Source organism: Paraburkholderia saeva, from assembly GCF_907164555.1.
GTDB classification, from domain to species: domain Bacteria; phylum Pseudomonadota; class Gammaproteobacteria; order Burkholderiales; family Burkholderiaceae; genus Paraburkholderia; species Paraburkholderia saeva.
Genome location: NZ_CAJQZC010000011.1, coordinates 122,401 through 141,190 on the forward strand (window position 1 = coordinate 122,401; position 18,790 = coordinate 141,190).

At 61.2% G+C, this 18,790-nt stretch carries 18 protein-coding genes; 5 read left to right on the top strand and 13 right to left on the bottom strand.

Annotation, left to right across the window (positions count from 1 at the left end; genetic code table 11):
• Window positions 1–172 precede the first annotated feature (172 nt).
• Window positions 173–2,569 carry a penicillin-binding protein 1A gene (locus LPA36_RS24735; RefSeq protein WP_228882620.1) on the top strand — a complete coding sequence of 799 codons (2,397 nt, stop codon included), beginning with the start codon at window positions 173–175 and terminating at the stop codon, window positions 2,567–2,569.
• Between the two features lie 161 nt (window positions 2,570–2,730).
• Here the strand turns inward: LPA36_RS24735 and cyaY are convergent, their stop codons facing one another.
• Window positions 2,731–3,048, bottom strand: a complete 318-nt coding sequence (cyaY, locus tag LPA36_RS24740) for an iron donor protein CyaY (RefSeq protein WP_228882621.1) — start codon at window positions 3,046–3,048, stop codon at window positions 2,731–2,733.
• A 35-nt stretch (window positions 3,049–3,083) separates the two neighbouring features.
• Between cyaY and lptM the strand changes: the two genes are divergently transcribed.
• Window positions 3,084–3,446, top strand: a complete 363-nt coding sequence (gene lptM, locus LPA36_RS24745; protein ID WP_228882623.1) for an LPS translocon maturation chaperone LptM — start codon at window positions 3,084–3,086, stop codon at window positions 3,444–3,446.
• 9 nt (window positions 3,447–3,455) lie between these two features.
• Window positions 3,456–4,721 (top strand): diaminopimelate decarboxylase, encoded by a 1,266-nt coding sequence (gene lysA / locus LPA36_RS24750; RefSeq protein ID WP_228882625.1) that lies wholly within the window; start codon window positions 3,456–3,458, stop codon window positions 4,719–4,721.
• An 83-nt stretch (window positions 4,722–4,804) separates the two neighbouring features.
• Here the strand turns inward: lysA and msrQ are convergent, their stop codons facing one another.
• The 5 genes from msrQ to LPA36_RS24775 form a co-directional block, all read right to left on the bottom strand.
• Window positions 4,805–5,533 (bottom strand): protein-methionine-sulfoxide reductase heme-binding subunit MsrQ, encoded by a 729-nt coding sequence (msrQ, locus tag LPA36_RS24755; protein ID WP_228882627.1) that lies wholly within the window; start codon window positions 5,531–5,533, stop codon window positions 4,805–4,807.
• Window positions 5,534–5,544: 11 nt separating this feature from the next.
• Window positions 5,545–6,540 carry a protein-methionine-sulfoxide reductase catalytic subunit MsrP gene (gene msrP / locus LPA36_RS24760; protein WP_228882629.1) on the bottom strand — a complete coding sequence of 332 codons (996 nt, stop codon included), beginning with the start codon at window positions 6,538–6,540 and terminating at the stop codon, window positions 5,545–5,547.
• A gap of 172 nt (window positions 6,541–6,712) precedes the next feature.
• Window positions 6,713–7,912: a c-type cytochrome biogenesis protein CcsB gene (gene ccsB, locus LPA36_RS24765; RefSeq protein ID WP_228882631.1), complete on the bottom strand. Its 1,200-nt coding sequence runs from the start codon at window positions 7,910–7,912 to the stop codon at window positions 6,713–6,715.
• A 4-nt stretch (window positions 7,913–7,916) separates the two neighbouring features.
• The gene (locus tag LPA36_RS24770; RefSeq protein WP_228882633.1) at window positions 7,917–10,127 is read right to left on the bottom strand and encodes a cytochrome c biogenesis protein ResB; all 2,211 of its coding nucleotides are present in this window, start codon (window positions 10,125–10,127) and stop codon (window positions 7,917–7,919) included.
• Between the two features lie 118 nt (window positions 10,128–10,245).
• Window positions 10,246–10,899, bottom strand: a complete 654-nt coding sequence (locus tag LPA36_RS24775; RefSeq protein WP_228882635.1) for a c-type cytochrome — start codon at window positions 10,897–10,899, stop codon at window positions 10,246–10,248.
• Window positions 10,900–11,152: 253 nt separating this feature from the next.
• Here LPA36_RS24775 and yihA point away from each other — a divergent pair, with 253 nt between their 5' ends.
• Both yihA and hemB read left to right on the top strand, forming a co-directional pair.
• Window positions 11,153–11,806 (top strand): ribosome biogenesis GTP-binding protein YihA/YsxC, encoded by a 654-nt coding sequence (gene yihA, locus LPA36_RS24780; protein WP_228882636.1) that lies wholly within the window; start codon window positions 11,153–11,155, stop codon window positions 11,804–11,806.
• Window positions 11,807–12,038: 232 nt separating this feature from the next.
• On the top strand, window positions 12,039–13,037 hold the full coding sequence (gene hemB / locus LPA36_RS24785; protein WP_228882638.1) for a porphobilinogen synthase: 999 nt from the start codon (window positions 12,039–12,041) through the stop codon (window positions 13,035–13,037).
• A 156-nt stretch (window positions 13,038–13,193) separates the two neighbouring features.
• Here hemB and dsbD read toward each other — a convergent pair whose 3' ends face one another.
• The 7 genes from dsbD to rpsM all read right to left on the bottom strand — a co-directional run bounded on the left by dsbD (window position 13,194) and on the right by rpsM (window position 18,769).
• A complete protein-coding gene (dsbD, locus tag LPA36_RS24790; protein WP_228882640.1) occupies window positions 13,194–15,071 on the bottom strand; it encodes a protein-disulfide reductase DsbD in 1,878 nt (625 codons plus the stop codon).
• Window positions 15,064–15,375: a divalent-cation tolerance protein CutA gene (gene cutA / locus LPA36_RS24795; RefSeq protein ID WP_228882707.1), complete on the bottom strand. Its 312-nt coding sequence runs from the start codon at window positions 15,373–15,375 to the stop codon at window positions 15,064–15,066. Before cutA ends, dsbD begins: the two co-directional genes overlap by 8 nt.
• Window positions 15,376–15,540: 165 nt before the next feature.
• On the bottom strand, window positions 15,541–15,936 hold the full coding sequence (gene rplQ / locus LPA36_RS24800) for a 50S ribosomal protein L17 (RefSeq protein WP_090537209.1): 396 nt from the start codon (window positions 15,934–15,936) through the stop codon (window positions 15,541–15,543).
• A 164-nt stretch (window positions 15,937–16,100) separates the two neighbouring features.
• A complete protein-coding gene (locus LPA36_RS24805) occupies window positions 16,101–17,078 on the bottom strand; it encodes a DNA-directed RNA polymerase subunit alpha (RefSeq protein ID WP_090537207.1) in 978 nt (325 codons plus the stop codon).
• Window positions 17,079–17,202: 124 nt separating this feature from the next.
• Entirely contained in the window at window positions 17,203–17,826 is a 624-nt protein-coding gene (rpsD, locus tag LPA36_RS24810; RefSeq protein ID WP_228882643.1) for a 30S ribosomal protein S4, read from the bottom strand.
• Between the two features lie 144 nt (window positions 17,827–17,970).
• Window positions 17,971–18,375: a 30S ribosomal protein S11 gene (rpsK, locus tag LPA36_RS24815; RefSeq protein ID WP_006052224.1), complete on the bottom strand. Its 405-nt coding sequence runs from the start codon at window positions 18,373–18,375 to the stop codon at window positions 17,971–17,973.
• Window positions 18,376–18,403: 28 nt separating this feature from the next.
• Entirely contained in the window at window positions 18,404–18,769 is a 366-nt protein-coding gene (rpsM, locus tag LPA36_RS24820) for a 30S ribosomal protein S13 (RefSeq protein WP_006052223.1), read from the bottom strand.
• Window positions 18,770–18,790 lie beyond the last annotated feature (21 nt).

The following is an 18,790-nucleotide window of genomic DNA, read 5'->3' on the forward strand; positions in this document are numbered from 1 at the left end:
CACCTCGCGCGACACTCGGCCGGATGGCTAACGTGGCCTCGCGCACGCCCCGCGCGCGGGCAAAACGGCTACAGTTAGATCATCCCCTGCGCGGCGCGCCGTCCGGGCGTAAGCACGCCGAAAGCTTCCGGTCCGGGCAGCTATAATCGCGGGACTGTTTTCTGGTATTCATATGCAATCTCCCTCGCCTACGTCCCCGCCGCCCGTCCCGCCGAAGCGCAAGCGCCCGCTCTGGCTCACGATCATCTTCGGCTTCGTGGGTCTCATCATTGCGGGCATCGTGAGCGCCGGGCTCGTGCTGGGCTATGCGCTCGTCGTCGCCACACCGAACCTGCCTTCGCTCGAAGCGTTGACCGATTACCGGCCCAAGGTGCCGTTGCGCATCTACACGGCGGATCACGTGCTGATCGGTGAGTTCGGTGAGGAACGGCGCGACATCGTGCACATTCAGGATGTGCCGGACAGCCTGAAGAAAGCAGTGCTCGCCATTGAAGACGCGCGCTTTTACGACCATGGCGGCGTCGACCTCGCGGGCATCGCGCGGGCGGGCTTCGTCGCGCTGTCGAACGGCCATGCCACGCAGGGCGCAAGCACGATCACGATGCAGGTCGCGCGCAACTTCTTTCTGTCGAGCGAGAAAACCTACACGCGCAAGATCTACGAGATGCTGCTCGCCTACAAGATCGAGTCGAAACTCACGAAAGATCAGATTCTCGAGGTGTACATGAATCAGATCTATCTCGGTCAGCGCGCATATGGTTTCGCGAGCGCGGCGCGCGTGTACTTCGGCAAGGACCTGAAAGACCTGTCGCTCGCCGAATCGGCCATGCTTGCGGGACTGCCGAAAGCGCCGTCCGCGTACAACCCGGTCGTCAATCCGAAGCGTGCCAAGGTGCGTCAGGAATACATCCTCACACGCATGCTGGAACTGCACTACATCACGCAGGAACAGTACGACGCCGCGGCAAAACAGCCGCTCATCGTAAAGGGCGCCGGCAAGGAGTTCAGCGTGCACGCCGAGTACGTCGCGGAAATGGTGCGGCAGATGATGTACGCGCAGTATCGTGAAGAAGCCTACACGCGCGGCTTCAATGTGGTGACCACGATCGATTCGGCCGATCAGGACGTCGCGTATCGCGCACTTCGTAGAGGCCTGATGGACTACGAACGGCGTCACGGCTATCGCGGGCCTGAAGCGTTCATCGAGTTGCCGTCGGACGCCAGCGAACGCGAACAGGCCATCGACGACGCGCTGCTCGAGCATCCGGACAACGGCGAAATCATCGCTGCCGTCGTTACGTCGGCGAATCCAAAGCAGGTGCAGGCCACGTTCATCGATGGCAACTCGATCACGATCCAGGGCGACAACCTGCGCTTCGCTTCGTTCGCCCTTGGCTCGCGCGCGCAGCCGAACCAGCGCGTGCGGCCCGGTGCAATCATCCGCGTCGTCCGGAACGAAGATGACAGCTGGTCGATCACGCAGTTGCCGCAGGTCGAAGGCGCGTTCGTGTCGGTCATTCCGCAGGACGGCGCGATCCGCGCACTGGTCGGCGGCTTCGATTTCAACAAGAACAAGTTCAATCACGTCACGCAGGCGTGGCGTCAGCCGGGGTCGAGCTTCAAGCCGTTCATCTATTCGGCTTCGCTCGAAAAGGGTCTTGGGCCGGCAACGATCATCAACGATGCCCCGCTCTTCTTCAGCGCCGCCGAAACCGGTGGCCAGGCGTGGGAACCGAAGAACTACGGCGGCGGATTCGATGGACCGATGACCATGCGCACCGCGCTGCAAAAGTCGAAGAACCTCGTGTCGATCCGCATCCTGAACCACATCGGCACGAAGTACGCGCAGCAGTACATCACGCGGTTTGGTTTCGACGCGGACCGTCACCCGGCCTATCTGCCGATGGCGCTCGGTGCCGGGCTCGTGACGCCATTGCAGATGGCCGCTGGCTATTCGGTGTTTGCAAACGGCGGCTACCGGATCAATCCTTATCTGATCGCCGAAGTGACCGATCAACGCGGCGCAGTCGTCGCACATGCACAACCGCTCGTCGCGGGACAAAGTGCGCCGCACGCCATCGAACCGCGCAACGCCTATGTGATGAACAGCCTGCTGTTGAGCGTCGCACAGCACGGCACCGGAGCGAAGACAAACGTCCTCAAGCGCACGGATCTCGCCGGCAAGACGGGCACCACGAACGATTCGCGCGACGCGTGGTTCGCCGGCTACCAGCACACGCTGACCGCAATCGCATGGATCGGCTACGACAACCCGCGCAGCCTCGGTGACAAGGAAACGGGCGGTGGCCTTGCGTTGCCGGTATGGGTCGACTATATGGGCCGCGCGCTAAAGGGCGTGCCGGAGTACAAGCTGCCGATGCCGGATGACGTGGTGTCGATCGGCGACGAACTGTACTTCGACGAGTTCACGCCCGGACACGGTTTTATTTCAACCGTGGGCGTCAGTCAGGCAACGCTCGACGAAGCAAGTGGCGCATCGCCCGCGGCTCCCGAACAGGTGGGTGAACAGGAAAAGAAGGACATCATGAACCTGTTCAAGGGACATTGACGCTCGCGCTCGCGCCTTGAATAAGTCCGGCTCATTCAAGGCTGCCGGCGGCATGCTCCTCTGGAAGCCGCCGGCACCACACGGTGCGGCGGCTTTTCCATTCTGAACGTCCAGCAGGGCACGATGTCCCTCGACTCAAGCTTGAGCATCACGCCGGGGGCTCAGGGCTGGAACGTCACCGTCTCGCCGGCCTGCTGCGTCGCGTATTCCGATAGCGCGGAGAAAAACTCGGTGCCATTGCGTGTGTCGCGCCACGCGTTATCGGTGAAGCGGAAATGAAATCCGCCCGCTTTCGCGGCGATCCAGATCTCGCGCATCGGCGGCTGAAGATTCACGATGATCTTCGTCTTGTTCTCGAATTCGAGCGTCAAAACATTGCCGCTTCGTTCGAATTCGATATCGGCGTCGGTGTCGTCGACGGCGCGCTCCACAGCGGCCAGAACGGCCTCGGCGCGGGTCAGGTATTCACTGTCGGACATGCTAAACTCCAGCGATTAATCATTCAGGGACGGTCATGCGAGTCGCATTCAGGATGAGCGCGGCGGCGCCCCGCGCGATTGTAGCGGCTTTAGCCATTTTCGCAGGCGCAGTGCTCGGTGGATGCGGTCAACGTGGCGCGCTCTACCTGCCTACAGTACCGCCATTGCCGGCAAAACCCAACGAGCAGACGCAACCGCCTTCACCCGACGAAGTCCGCCCCACGGCAGAAACCGCGTCGGGCGACATGTCGACGTCGAAGGGGGGCGTCGGCACTGTACCCGACACGTCGGGCGATCCGCTTTCGCTGTCACCGGATAGCGAACTTCGCACGACACCCAGTGCGGGCTCATCGCCTGCAACAGCGCGTCCGGCTTCCGGCGCCACTTCCGATCAATAAGACCCTCGCATGACTTCATCTGCATTTGCCTACGTCGACGGCGTACTTCACGCCGAGGGCGTCTCTGTCGTTTCACTCGCGGAGCAGTTCGGCACGCCGCTCTACGTCTATTCCCGCGCCGCACTCACCGAAGCGTGGAACGCGTATGCCAGCGCATGCACCGGCCGCCGCGCGAAGGTTCACGTCGCGGTGAAAGCGAACAGCAACCTCGCGGTGCTCAACGTGTTCGCGCGCCTGGGGGCGGGTTTCGACATCGTGTCCGGCGGCGAACTCGCCCGCGTACTCGCGGCGGGAGGCAAGGCGGAAAACGTCGTGTTTTCGGGCGTCGGCAAAAGTGCAGCCGAAATGCGCGAAGCGCTCGCGGCCGGCGTGAAATGCTTCAACGTCGAATCGATTCCCGAACTCGACCGCCTCAACGACGTGGCTGGATCCATGGGCAAGAAGGCGCCCGTATCGCTGCGCGTGAACCCGGATGTCGATGCGAAAACGCACCCGTACATTTCCACCGGTCTCAAGTCGAACAAGTTTGGCGTCGCGTTCGATGATGCACGCGCCACGTACCGCGCCGCCGCTGCGATGCCGAACCTCGACGTGATCGGCATCGACTGCCACATCGGCTCGCAGATTACCGAAGTCGCGCCGTATCTCGACGCCATCGACAAGCTCCTCGAACTTGTCGACCAGATCGAAGCCGATGGCATGACGATCCGTCACGTCGATGTAGGCGGCGGACTCGGCATCACCTACGACGACGAAACGCCCCCGGACATCAGCGGCTTCGTGCGTACATTGCTCGATCGCATCGAAGCGCGCGGTCATGGTCATCGTGAAGTGTATTTCGAGCCGGGCCGCTCGCTCGTCGGGAATGCGGGCGTGCTGCTCACGCGCGTCGAATTCCTGAAGCCCGGCGAAGAAAAGAATTTCGCGATCGTCGACGCGGCGATGAACGATCTGGCGCGCCCGGCGATGTACGAAGCGTTCCACCGGATCGAAGCAGCCGTGAAGCGTGACGGCCAGCCCGCGCACGTGTACGACGTCGTCGGCCCGATCTGCGAAAGCGGCGACTGGCTCGGTCGTGACCGGCAGCTTGCCGTGGAACCGGGTGATCTGCTCGTGATCCATTCGGCAGGCGCCTACGGATTTGCGATGAGCTCGAACTACAACACGCGTCCGCGCGCGGCCGAAGTGATGGTCGACGGCGACAAAGTGCACATCGCGCGCGCCCGCGAAGAAGTGAAAGACCTCTTTGCTGGCGAGTCGCTGCTGCCGGACTGATTGCGTCTGGGCATCGGGCTGTCGCCCATAGAAAAATCGATGCCTGACGGGCATCGATTTTTTTTCGTTCACGCCGTTTAGCGTTATCGCGAGGTTTCGCGTTTTGTGAGCCGCTCCCGCAGCCACACGAGCAGACGCCAGCCCAGCAGCGCAATCACGATCGCGCCGTAAATCTTCGGCAGCAAGAGGTCGTGCTTGCCGGCCTTCATCCACCAGAAATGCAGGATCGCGAGCGCAGCGATTGCGTAGATCGCGCGATGCAACGTCTGCCACCGACGTCCGAGCTTGCGCACCATCGCTTTTGGCGAAGTGACCGCGAGCGGAATCAGCAGCACGAACGCCGCAAAACCAACGGTGATGAACGGCCGCTTGCCGATGTCCTTCAGGATTTCGGCGATGTCGAACCACTTGTCGAACCAGATGTAGGTCGTGAAATGCAACGCGGCGTAGAAGAACGCATAGAGGCCAAGCATCCGCCGAAAGCGCAGCACCGCGTTGATGCCTGTCAGCCGGCGCAGCGGTGTCACAGCCAGCGTGATGCACAGAAGCACGAGCGTCCACAGACCCGTCGAACGCGTGATGAACTCGATCGGATTCGCGCCGAGCCGGTCCGTCAGCCCGAAGAACACGATCCGTGCGAGCGGATACCACGCCGCGACAAAGACAGCGACCTTCGCGGGCACGATCCAGCGGTTGCCCGTAGCAGCGGTCGGCCTGCGCGTCGCCGCGCCCGAAGCGGCAGACGAAGCCGAACCCGAAGCGCGACCGCGTCGTACGGTGGAGTCTGAAACAGACTGTGTATCGGAAGCCATGTTGTCGATGCTCAGAAGTTCTTCTTGAGGTCCATGCCCTGATACAGCGATGCAACCTGGTCGCCGTATCCGTTGAACATCAGCGTCTTGCGCTTCGGCTGGAAGAAACCGTCTTCACCGATGCGCCGCTCGGTCGCCTGGCTCCAGCGCGGATGATCGACGTTCGGGTTCACGTTCGAATAGAAACCGTATTCCGTCGGCGCGTACGTATTCCAGCTGGTCTTCGGCTGTTTGTCGACGAAACGGATTTTCACCAGCGACTTCGCGCTCTTGAAACCATACTTCCACGGCACGATGACGCGCACCGGTGCGCCGTTCTGGTTCGGCAGCACTTCGCCGTAGACGCCCATTGTGAGCAGCGTCAGCGGATTCATCGCTTCGTCCATGCGCAATCCTTCGGAATACGGCCAGTCGAGGATCGGCGTGGACAACCCCGGCATCTGCGAAGGATCAGCCAGCGACACAAACTCGACGTATTTCGCATTGCCCGTGGGCTGCGCGCGCTTGATCAGCTCGGCGAGCGGCACGCCGATCCACGGAATCACCATCGACCAGCCCTCGACGCAACGCAGCCGGTACACGCGCTCTTCGAGCGGCGCGAGCTTCAGCAACTCGTCGATATCGTAGACCTTCGCGTTCTTGACCTCGCCTTCCACGCTCACGTGCCACGGGCGCGGCCGCAACGTGCCCGCGTTGTGCGCAGGATCGCTCTTGTCGGTGCCGAATTCGTAGAAGTTGTTGTACGTCGTGATGTCCTTGAACGGCGTGACCTTGTCGGCGGCGACGAACTTTGCGTTCGTCGTGGCCTTCAGCTTCTGTGCACGGCTGTCGGGCGCGGCAAACGCGGCCAGCGCCTCACCATTGACGCCAATCAGGCTGCCCAGCGCCGCGGCGCCTGCCGCCTGCAATATGCGCCGCCGGTTCTCGAAAATCGGGCGCGGCGTGATCTCGCTGCGCGGGATGTCGTCACCGTTGAGCTGAATCGTGTCGCCTCGTTTGATCCACATGTCCTGCTCCTCAATGGCCACACAGGCCAAGTTCCTCATCGTTCGTCCGACGCTGCCTGCCAATGCCCTATCCAGACAAACAGGCTGGATTCGCGAAAATTCCGCGCCGCCATAAAAAAACCGCCGGTGCAGAGCATCCGGCGGTTATTCAGTCGGGCGAAACCCGAAAATCTTACAGCTTTCCGTAGCTGTGCAGCCCGGAGAGGAACATGTTCACGCCGAGGAACGCGAACGTCGTAACCAGCAGGCCGGTCAGCGCCCACCAGGCGGCGATATGGCCGCGCAGGCCCTTCATCAGGCGCATGTGCAGCCACGCCGCGTAGTTCAGCCAGACGATCAGCGCCCACGTTTCCTTCGGGTCCCAGCTCCAGTAGCCGCCCCACGCTTCCGCGGCCCACAGCGCGCCCAGAATCGTCGCGATCGTGAAGAACGCGAAGCCGACGGCGATCGACTTGTACATGACGTCGTCGAGCACATCGAGCGCCGGCAGACGATCGGCCAGCACGCCGCGCTCCTTCATCAGATACGCGACGCCCACCATCGCCGACAGCGCGAAACTGCCGTAACCGATGAAGTTCGCCGGCACGTGAATCTTCATCCACCAGCTTTGCAGCGCGGGGACGAGCGGTTGAATCTGCTGCGCATCACGCGCGATCGAATACCACATCAGGAAACCGACCGCCGCGCTGATCACGAGCAGCACGAACGCGCCGAGTGCGCGCGTGTTGTAGTGCTTTTCGTAATACAGATAGAAAAGCGCGGTGATCAGGCTGAACAGCACGAACACTTCGTACAGGTTCGAGATTGGAATATGGCCGACGTCCGCACCGATCAGATACGACTCATACCAGCGCACCATCAGGCCGACGAAGCCCATCAGCACCGCAGCCCACGTCATCTTCGAGCCAATTGCGGCACCCGTTGGCGAACGCGTCAGCAGGCCGATCCAGTAGAACACCGTGGCAAGCACGAAAAGCGCGCTCATCCACAGAATGGCGGACTGGCTCGACAGGAAATACTTGAGGAAGAACGCGCTATCGGCGCGCGCAAGATCGCCGTGATAGAGCTGGATCGAAAACAGCGACAGCACCGCGATTCCCGCGATCAAGAGCCGCGCCGGCTTCCAGCGCCAGCCGAGCACGACAAACACCGGCACCGCGCACACCAGCACCAGTTTGTCGTAGTAATTCATGAACGGGTAATAGCGCGACAGCGCGAAACCCGCGCCCGCGACCATCGCGAGTGCGAACAGCCAGTCGGTGACGCCGAGGCGCTTCAGGAACGGACGTTCGTCGAACAATGCCGCGTGCGACGCCTGCTCGGCGGGCGCATTCTTGCGCGAAGGGGAGGAGGAAACCTGAGACAAGTCCATGATCTTACCGGGTCGAATCCTGTGAGCCTGCCGACGGGTGCGCGCCGGAAGGGCCGGCGGCGTCGGATGCATCGGTGGGTTTGACGCCCAGCGCGGCGCCGACTGAGTCGCGCGTCTGGGCAAATTCTTTCTCGAAATCGAGGGTCTTGCGGGCGCTCGACATCGCCATCACGACGTTCACGCCGTGCTCAGTATCTTTGAGCCAGAACCACAGGCGTCGTTCACGGACGTAGAACATCGAGAAGATGCCCAATACGAGGAGCAGGCTGCCAAGATACACGACTTTTTTGCCCGGCGCGCGCGTGAGCTGGAATACCGAAGCCTGGATCTGTTTGAACGAGTCAAGCTGCAGGTAGACCGGCGATCCGTACAGAAAGCTGTCCGAAAGCGCATTGATCGCGCTCTGGACGAAGCGGCTGCTGTCCGTGTCGGCCTTGAGGTCGGCCTCGCCGGCCCGTTCCCGGGCAAGTTGCCACACGTCCCACATCGAGCCTTCCAGCATGCGCAGAAGCAGGCCTGCGGCCTTTTCCTGCTCGCCCTTCGGCACGGAGTGATCGATAAAGCCGGCGATCGCCTGGAAGCCGCCCGCCACCTGACCGTTGGGCGCCTTGCTGCCCGCATCGTCCGCGCCAGCAAAGAGGGTCAGGACGCGCGATGCGCTTTCCTCCAGATGCTGCTGCAGTTCCTGATTCGAGCCGGGCACTGAGCGCTGCGCGAAACGATGCGCAGCTTCGGCGCGGATTGCCGGATTTTCGAGCGCCGCACGCAGGTTCATCCACTCCTTGACCGAGCCCCCGGCATCGGCGGGAATGCGCAGATAGCGGAACGGATCGTCGGGATTCAGACGCATGCCGGCGAGGAACATGCGTTCGCCGTTCACATCGACGGGCAGCATGTAGTTGTTGTACTCGCGCGCCTGGCCGTCCTTGCCACGCACCTTGTACTGAACCGACGGGCCGACGTTGTGCAGATCGACCGGCTTCGACGTCTTCGCGCCGGAACCGAGACGCTCGTCGAACGCTTCCTTGAGCGAGCGGTGAGCCGCGACGCCGCGCGCGTCATTCGCACCGTTGGCGTTCGACGTGTTCTCGACGTTGATCGCGCGGAAATCGGTAAATTCGACGGTCTCGCCGTCCGCGCCAGGAATCGCTGCCGTGAGCGGCGCCGTGCCGCCAATCGGACCGCCGAACGGCACGGTCTTCACGGTGTCGCCGGTCATCGGAAACGCGGTCATCTGCATCTGCGAACCACCGTCCTGAAAGCTCGACTGGTAAATCGATACGCCATCGTATTCAAACGGCTTGTTCACCTCGACGCGCGCCGGCACGCGGACGCCCGTCTTGTGGTCGATCACGACGATGTCGCTCGCGAAGAGCTTCGGCATGCCGGTCGAGTAGTAATCGACGATGAACTTGTTCAACTCGATCGAGAACGGCAGGTCCTGGATGAGCGAGCCGTCCTGCTGGTTCAGGATCGCCGTCGACACGTGCTGGCCTTCCGGCACCCACGCATAACCGCGGAACGTCGGATTCGTCTGCGACAGGCGATGCTCTTCGGGAATGTCGTTGATGACCGTATTGCTACGGATCGGCGTCTTGTCGAAGAGCCACATCTGCAGCTTGATCGGCAGATTGCTGTCGAGCAGGCCGCCAATACAGATCACGACAATCGCGATGTGCGCGGAGATGTAGCCGAGCTTTGTCATCGCGCCGCGCTTGGCGGCGATCAGCGTCGCGCCTTCGGTCTCGCGCACGACGAATTTATAGCCGAGCTTGCCGGACAGTTTCGCGAGCAGCGCAGTGGTCTGGGCCCGCGTGCCGTGCACGGCGAACTCACCCTTGTGATGGAACGCGCGCAGGCTGCCTTCACGAACCTTGTCCTTCCAGCTCTTCATGTCGGCGATCATCTTCGGCGCATTGCGGATCACGCAAAGCGAGACCGACACAACGAGGAACCCGAGGATCAGCATGAACCACCACGCGCTGTACACGTTGTACAGGCTCAGCGAACGGAAGATATCTGCCCAGAACGGGCCGAACTGGTTGACGTAATTGGGATACGGATCGTCCTGCGTGAGCACCGTTCCGATGATGCTCGCGATCGACAGGATCACGAGCAGTGCGATCGCAAAGCGCATCGAACTCAGCAACTCGACCGCACGACGCATCGCGCGTTGACCCGACTTCAACTCCAGACCCGACGTGGTAACGCTCATTCATACTCCGACTGAACAGCAAAAAAGGGTGAAGGGCTATCGTCACGCGACGACGCCCCCACCCTTTTCTTGTTTTTCACCGGCCTCGGCGGGCCGGTTGTACCTGCAAGCGGACCGCTTAATGCAGACCCGCGATGTAATCCGCTACTGCCTTGATCTCGCTATCCGACAAACGGTTCGCGATGGTGTGCATCGCCTCGTTGTTGTTGCGTGCACCCGGCCCCTGCGTGAACGCGGTCAACTGCGTCACCGTGTAATCTGCCCACTGCCCCGACAGTCGCGGATACTGCGACGGAATGCCCTGGCCCGTCGGACCGTGGCAGCTCGCGCAAGCCGGAATGCCCTTGTCGGCAATTCCTCCGCGATAGATCTTCTGCCCGAGCGGCACCGTGTTCTTGTTATGCGCGTAGCCGGGCTTCGGCACCTGCGTAGCGAAATACGCGGCTACGTTGATCATGTCCTGATCGGATAGCGCGGCGGCCATGCCCGCCATGATCGCATTGTTACGCGCCGGCTGTTTTGCACCCGCCTGCGTCTTGAAATCCATGAGCTGCTTGACGAGATACTCGGGATGTTGACCCGCGAGCTTCGGATACGCGCCGCCGGCACTGTTACCGTCTGCCCCGTGGCACGAAGCGCAAACCTGCGCTGCGATTGCCTGCCCCCGATTCACGTCCGGCTTTGCCGGATCTGCTGCTCTCGCCTCGACTACCAAACCTGAAAGACCTGCCGCAACTTGAAGCACCATCAGAGACTTGAACAGTCGATTCATTCGCACACCCTGTTTCGTCTTGTGGGAATTAGAGGTTTTGCAAAATACGACGGTGATGCTTTTACTGCGATTCCTTACTGTCGAGGCCAGTGCCCACGGCCACCTTGCGGTGACACTGGAAGGCACGCTCCTTGCCTCGCCGGTCTTCAGTAAACCGCCGTATTGTACAATAACTCGCTAATCGCGAAGACGCCAGTCGGGCTTGTCCCGTCCCCACTCCGGGCTACCGGGCGTCTCACATCCTGGTTCCCTCATGTCCTTCCTGCTCCACCAAGCCCGTTTTTTCACGACAGTGAACCACCTGCGTGATCTGCCGGCCACGTCTCAACCCGAAGTCGCCTTTGCCGGGCGCTCCAATGCCGGGAAGTCGACCGCCATCAACCTGCTGTGCAACCAGAAGCGGCTGGCCTTCGCCAGCAAGACACCCGGGCGCACGCAGCACATCAACTACTTCTCCGTCGGCCCCGCTGACGAGCCGGTCGCGCATCTTGTCGACCTGCCGGGCTATGGCTACGCAGAAGTGCCGGGAGCCGCGAAAGCCCACTGGGAAGCGCTACTGTCGTCCTACCTGCAGTCGCGAGCGCAGTTGCGCGGCATGATCCTGATGATGGATTCGCGTCGTCCGCTGACTGAACTGGACCGCCGGATGATCGAGTGGTTTGCGCCGACCGGCAAGCCGATCCACACGCTCCTCACGAAGTGCGACAAATTGACGCGCCAGGAAAGCGTCAACGCCTTGCGTTCCACGCAGAAAGGTCTCGCCGAGTACAGCGCTTCTGGCTATCAGGGTGAATTGACCGTCCAGCTCTTTTCGGCATTGAAGCGCGTCGGGCTCGACGAGGCACACGCACTCCTCGAAAGCTGGCTGATTCCCGCCGCGAACGAAGGCGAAGCCCCGGCGGCTTAAGCCTCGCGGTACTGGCTGAGCGTGTTTTCCGGCCGCCCATAAAAAAACCCGCCGCTAGAGACGGCGGGTCAAACAGCCTAATCGAAAAACGACAGGCACCCGCTCAGGGAGGAGAAGCGGGGAGGTCAGCGCATGGCGCCTTGCTCGATCGGTATGATATACCATTGTCTCAAAAAGGTTTGGCAAGGCGGCGGGCAGGCTTTATTCGACATTCTCCACGCACGATACTGACATGAGCTTTTATCCGCACCACCGTCCGCGCCGCATGCGCCGTGACGACTTTTCGCGCCGCCTGATGCGCGAACACATTCTTACCACCAACGATCTGATCTACCCCGTTTTCGTCGTCGAAGGCACGAACGTGCGGCAGCCCGTCGCGTCGATGCCGGGCGTCGAGCGTGTTTCGGTTGATCTGCTGATGGGCGTTGCCGAGCAGTGCGTTGCGCTCGGCGTGCCCGTGATCTCGCTCTTTCCGGCGATCGAGCCCTCGTTAAAGACGCCCGACGGGCGCGAAGCCACGAATGCGGCAGGCTTGATTCCGCGCGCAATCCGCGAGCTGAAGAAGCGCTTTCCCGAACTGGGCGTACTGGCCGATGTCGCGCTCGATCCGTACACGAGCCACGGGCAGGACGGCGTACTCGACGAAGCGGGTTACGTGATTAACGACGAAACGGTCGAAATCCTGCTCGAGCAGGCGCGCGCGCAGGCTGAGGCCGGCGTCGATATCGTCGCGCCGTCGGACATGATGGACGGCCGTATCGGCGCGATCCGCGAAATGCTCGAGAGCGAGGATTACATCCACACGCGGATCATGGCGTACGCGGCCAAATTCGCTTCGGCGTTCTACGGCCCATTCCGCGATGCCGTCGGTTCCGCGACGAATCTGGGCAAGAGCAACAAGATGCAGTATCAGATGGACCCGGCTAATTCTGACGAAGCGCTGCGCGAAGTGCGGATGGACATCGAAGAAGGCGCGGACATGGTGATGGTGAAGCCGGGGATGCCATATCTCGACATCGTGCGTCGCGTGAAAGACGAGTTCCGCTTTCCGACGTACGTGTATCAGGTAAGCGGCGAGTACGCGATGCTCAAGTCGGCGGCGCAAAACGGCTGGCTCGACCACGACAAGGCGATGATGGAATCGCTGCTGGCGTTCAAGCGCGCCGGCGCGGATGGCGTGCTGACGTACTTCGCGCTCGATGCGGCGCGCATCCTGAAGTCGCAGAAATAAGCGACGCGGCTCACTCTGATTGTGTAGCTTTCAGGTGACAAAAGCGCTTCGCGACTGCGAAGCGCTTTTTTTCGACCGCGATGACGCGTGCCTGCGGTTACGGATGTGATTGCAGCTGTGCCTTGCCGAAGGACCCGCCCGCGTTCGAGCGGCTTGTTACGACTTCGCCGCCGCGGCGCGATCCAGACTGCGAAGAAACACGTCCGCCGATTCATAGCCGACCACTCGCAGCACCTCGTTCCCGCCATGATCGAAAAAGATGATCCCAGGTGGCCCGAATAACTTGAAGCGTTTGAGCAGCGTCTGATCGTCGGGATTGTTGGCCGTCACGTCGGCGCGCAGCAGATTGAGTTGCTGCAACCTGGCGTGCACACGCGGGTCGCTGAACGTAAACTTTTCCATCTCCTTGCAGCTGACACACCAGTCGGCGTAAAAGTCGAGCATGGCCGGCTGGGCGGCCGTTTTGACAGCCTGATCGAGTTGCCCTGACGAACGTACCGGTGCAAACGTCAGCTGTCCCGCAGGCGCGCCCGCTGTCGGTGCCCCGCCGCGCGCAGCGAGTACCGCGAGCGGACGCAGCGGATCCGACGATCCGGCTGCAAGACCCACCAGCAGAACAGCGGCCCAGATCGTCAGTGCCGCACCCACGCCACGCCCAAGCCGACGCCACACCGAATGACCGCCCGCAGCCGGGGTGAACAGCCCGAGCGCAGCTGCGGCGATCAACAGCCACAGCGCTCCCAGCAGCATCTGCACACTGGCGCCGAGTGCCGGCCACACTATCCACAAAGCGGCCGCCAGCAACACGACCCCGAAAAATACCTTCACGCCGTCCATCCACGCGCCCGCGCGCGGCAGAAGTGTTCCGGCGCCAAAACCGATGATCAGCAACGGCACGCCAAGGCCGATTCCCATCGAAAATAGCGCGGCGCCGCCCAGCAGCGCGTTGCCCGTGTGCGCAATGAACGCGAGAACGGCGAAGAGCGGCGCCGTCATGCATGCGCCCACCACCAGCGCCGACAGCGCGCCCATGCCCGCCACGGCGGCAAATTTTCCGCCAGAGGGGCCTTGCGAAACGCGAGCAGCGCCGTCCTGCCAGCGCTGAGGCAGCGCGATATCGAAGCCAGCGATCAGCGTCAGAGCGAACACGGTCAGCAGGACGCCAAACACGCCGAGTACCCACGGGTTCTGGAGCCACGCGCCGAGGCTCTGCCCGACCAGCGCCGCCGCGATGCCAAGCGCGGTATAGACGAGCGCCATACCGACCACATACGCCAGCGACAGCGAGAATCCGCGCACCCGCGTGACCCGCGCGCCCTCGCCAATGATGATCGCCGAGAGAATCGGAATCATCGGATACGAACACGGCAACAGGCTCAACACGACGCCCGCGACAAAATACAGACCGACAATCGCGAAGAATCCGCCACCCTGAAGCAGCGACGCTGCATAGTCAGCGCTGGTTGCACGCTCGTACCACGACGTTTCGCCGCCCTGAGCTTGTCGTGACGACTGGGAAGCTTCCGGCGCAGGCGCGACGAGCGCCGCCGCACCACCGGCGCCAGCCCCCTGCAGCGCCGCACCCTGCACGTGATAGACGCGCTCCATCGGCGGATAGCAGATGCCAGCGTCCGCACACCCCTGGGACGTCACGGCGATGTCGAACCCGCTTGCCGCCGACTTCACCGGAACGCGGATCGTCAACTCGCCTCGATACGTTTCGACGTTTTTCTGGAAGGTCTCGTCGAATTTGACATGGGCCGCCGGAAAAACGGCGTCGCCAAGACTGACCGTACCGTTGCGGGTCGCGAACGCAAAGCGCTCGCGGTACATGTAATAACCATCGGCGATCCTGTAATGTACGTCGACCTCGCCGGGCTGCTCCGTTGCGCTGAATTTGAAGGCAACATCGGGATCGAGGAAATCGTCGGCCGCTGCAGCGGACCGCCCAAATGCCATAACAAGCAACAGAAGCAACGACATGGCGACGGCGCGCAGTGGACCACGCGCGAGTCGGTTGGAACAGTTAAACATGTAGTGTGCGTTGAGTTTCAGCGTTGACCCACTGCCCGTAAGCCACCGATGCAGTGGCCTGCCACGACAGGATTTCGGGGATGTCGTACGGATGGTGAGTTTGAATGTACTGCTCGAGCTCCAGTGCCCGTGCGACGCTCGTCTTGAAGAGCAACTGGATTTCGTCGCCCGATTCGATCGAGTTCTGCCAGTGGTAGCTTGAATGCACGGCGCCAAGTTGCGTAACGCATGCGGCGAGACGCGCGTGCAGCGCGCCCGACGCCAGTTTTTCCGCCGATTCCGTGTCAGGCGCGGTCGTCAGCATCAAGGTCACGATTGCGCTCACAGCGTGCTCCAGCAAACAGGTATCCCGATCACGCTATCGTATCATCGCGGCCCATAACCTCGCTGGCGGTACCCTGCGCGTCGTTCAGCCGCAGAAAGCAAAAAAGCCAGGCGTTTGCCTGGCTTTTTTGCTAATGCTGGGAGCTTATTCCGCTTCCTGGATGTCGTCTGCTTCTACGATTTCCGGGCGGTCCATCAGTTGGACCAGCGCCATCGGAGCGTTATCGCCGACGCGGAAGCCGAACTTCAGGATGCTCGTGTAGCCACCCGGACGGTTCGCGTAGCGCGGGCCGAGGACTTCGAACAGCTTCGTGACCGAGTCACGATCGCGCAGGCGGTTGAACGCCAGACGACGATTTGCCAGCGACGGCTTCTTGCCGAGCGTGATCAGCGGCTCGACGACTTTACGGAGTTCCTTCGCCTTCGGCAGCGTCGTCTTGATGACTTCGTGCTCGATCAGCGAGTTGGACATGTTACGGAGCATTGCCAGACGGTGGCTGCTCGTGCGGTTCAGTTTCCGCAGACCATGACGGTGACGCATGTTAATTCCTTTGATTCAGAGTTTTGATCCAGCTCTTCTATCGCGCTTCGTGCTGCCTGAAGACAGCCGAGCACACGGGCCGGTAGTAAAAAAGACAAGACGCGGATTTTAAAGGAAAATCCGCGTCTTTGCCAGTCGCGGTACAACTGCGATTCTTTCTCGTCTTACTTGTCGAGACCAGCCGGCGGCCAGTTTTCGAGCTTCATGCCGAGCGTCAGGCCACGCGAAGCGAGTACTTCCTTGATCTCGTTCAGCGACTTGCGGCCCAGATTCGGCGTCTTCAGCAGCTCGTTTTCCGTGCGCTGGATCAGGTCGCCGATGTAGTAAATGTTCTCGGCCTTCAGGCAGTTCGCGGAACGAACCGTGAGTTCGAGGTCATCCACCGGACGCAGCAGGATCGGATCGATCTGCGGCGCACGCGACGGCGCTTCAGCCGTTGCCTCGGTGCCTTCCAGAGCCGCGAACACCGACAGCTGATCGACCAGAATACGCGCCGATTGACGGATCGCTTCTTCAGGCGAAATCACACCGTTGGTTTCGATGTTCATGACGAGCTTGTCGAGGTCGGTACGCTGTTCGACACGCGCGCTTTCAACGGCGTAGCTCACGCGGCGAACCGGCGAGAACGACGCGTCGAGCACGATACGGCCGATGATCTTGGCCGACTCTTCGCCATAACGACGCACATTGCCCGGCACATAGCCACGGCCCTTCTCGACCTTGATCTGAACGTCGAGCTTGCCACCCTTCGACAGATGCGCAATCACGTGATCCGGGTTGATCACTTCGCAGTCGTGCGCGAGTTCGATGTCGCCAGCAGTGACAACGCCTTCGCCTTCCTTGCGCAGCGTAACGGTGACTTCGTCACGGTTGTGCAGCTTGAATACGACGCCCTTCAGGTTCAACAACAGGTTGACTACGTCCTCTTGCACACCGTCAAGCGTTGAGTATTCGTGCACGACGCCTGCGATCGTCACTTCGGTCGGCGCGTAGCCCACCATCGACGACAGCAGTACACGCCGAAGCGCATTACCCAAGGTGTGGCCGTAACCGCGTTCAAACGGTTCCATGACCACTTTCGCATGGCTGTCGCCAAGCGATTCAACTGCGATGATCTTGGGCTTCAACAAACTGGTTTGCATAGGTTTTCCTTTTCAATACCCTCGGCTCGTTACACCGATAAGGCTGACCGGTAACAACCTGAAAATAAACAGCCGGGACGCCCCCTTGCGTAACGCAATCAGGGTGCCCCGGCCGTCAATCCGATTACCGCGAATACAATTCGACGATCAGGCTTTCGTTGATATCGCCAGCGATGTCGCTGCGTTCCGGCTTCTGCTTGAACGTGCCTTCGAATTTCTTCGAGTCGACAGCAACCCAGCTCGGCAGACCGCCTTGCTCGGCCAGCGACAGCGCTTCGAGAATACGAGCCTGCTTCTTGGCCTGTTCGCGAACCGCCACCACATCGCCTGCCTTCACTTGCAGCGACGGGATGTTGGTCACAACGCCGTTCACCGTGATTGCCTTGTGGCCGACCAGTTGACGTGCTTCAGCGCGCGTCGAGCCGAAGCCCATGCGATACACGACGTTGTCGAGACGCGACTCGAGCAGTTGCAGCAGGTTTTCACCCGTATTGCCCTTGAGACGGTCAGCTTCAGCGAAGTAACGGCGGAACTGGCGTTCGAGGACGCCGTAGATGCGCTTTACTTTTTGCTTTTCGCGCAGCTGCGTGCCGTAATCGGACGTACGTGCACCCGACGTGCGGCCATGTTGGCCCGGCTTGCTGTCAAGCTTGCACTTGTCAGCGAGCGAACGACGTGCGCTCTTCAGGAAGAGGTCAGTGCCTTCACGGCGGGAGAGCTTGGCCTTGGGGCCGATATAACGTGCCACGTTGATTCCTTCTCTGATTGATCACGTGAATCTGGATTCACGCTAGTCCGAACCCTTTGGGTCGAACGGTGGGCTTAGTCAATTCAATAACGCAAGCAGCCCGTCGGCGCACGAGGCGTCAACGAGCGCTAGCAAAACGGCGTCTTAGATACGACGACGCTTCGGCGGACGGCAGCCGTTGTGCGGGACCGGCGTCACGTCGGAGATCGCGGTGATCTTGATACCAAGACCATGCAGCGCGCGCACCGCGGACTCACGGCCAGGACCGGGGCCCTTGATCCGCACTTCGAGGTTCTTTACGCCGTATTCCATCGCCACGCGACCAGCCGACTCAGCTGCAACCTGAGCTGCAAACGGCGTCGACTTACGCGAGCCCTTGAAACCCTGGCCACCCGACGTCGCCCAGGCAAGCGCGTTGCCTTGACGATCGGTGATCGTGATGATGGTATTGTTGAACGACGCGTGAACGTGAACCACGCCCTCGGCGACGTTCTTCTTGACCTTCTTGCGAACGCGTTGCGCCGCGGAGTTGTTCGAAGCCTTAGCCATTACGTTTTCCTGTAACTGTCAGTTCCGCTTACTTCTTCAGCGATTGCGCTGCACGACGCGGACCCTTGCGCGTACGGGCATTCGTACGCGTGCGCTGGCCACGCAGGGGCAAGCCCTTGCGGTGACGCACGCCACGGTAGCAGCCGAGATCCATCAGGCGCTTGATGTTCATCGTCGTTTCACGGCGAAGATCGCCTTCAACGATGAACTTGCCGACTTCTTCACGCAGCTTTTCGAGGTCTGCGTCGTTCAGGTCCTTGACCTTCTTCGAAAATGCCACACCAGCAGCGACGCAAATGTCGCGCGAGCGCGTGCGGCCGATACCGTAAATTGCCGTGAGGCCGATTTCAGTATGCTGGTGATTCGGGATGTTAACCCCTGCGATACGAGCCATTGTTTTTCCTCAAACAAAAAG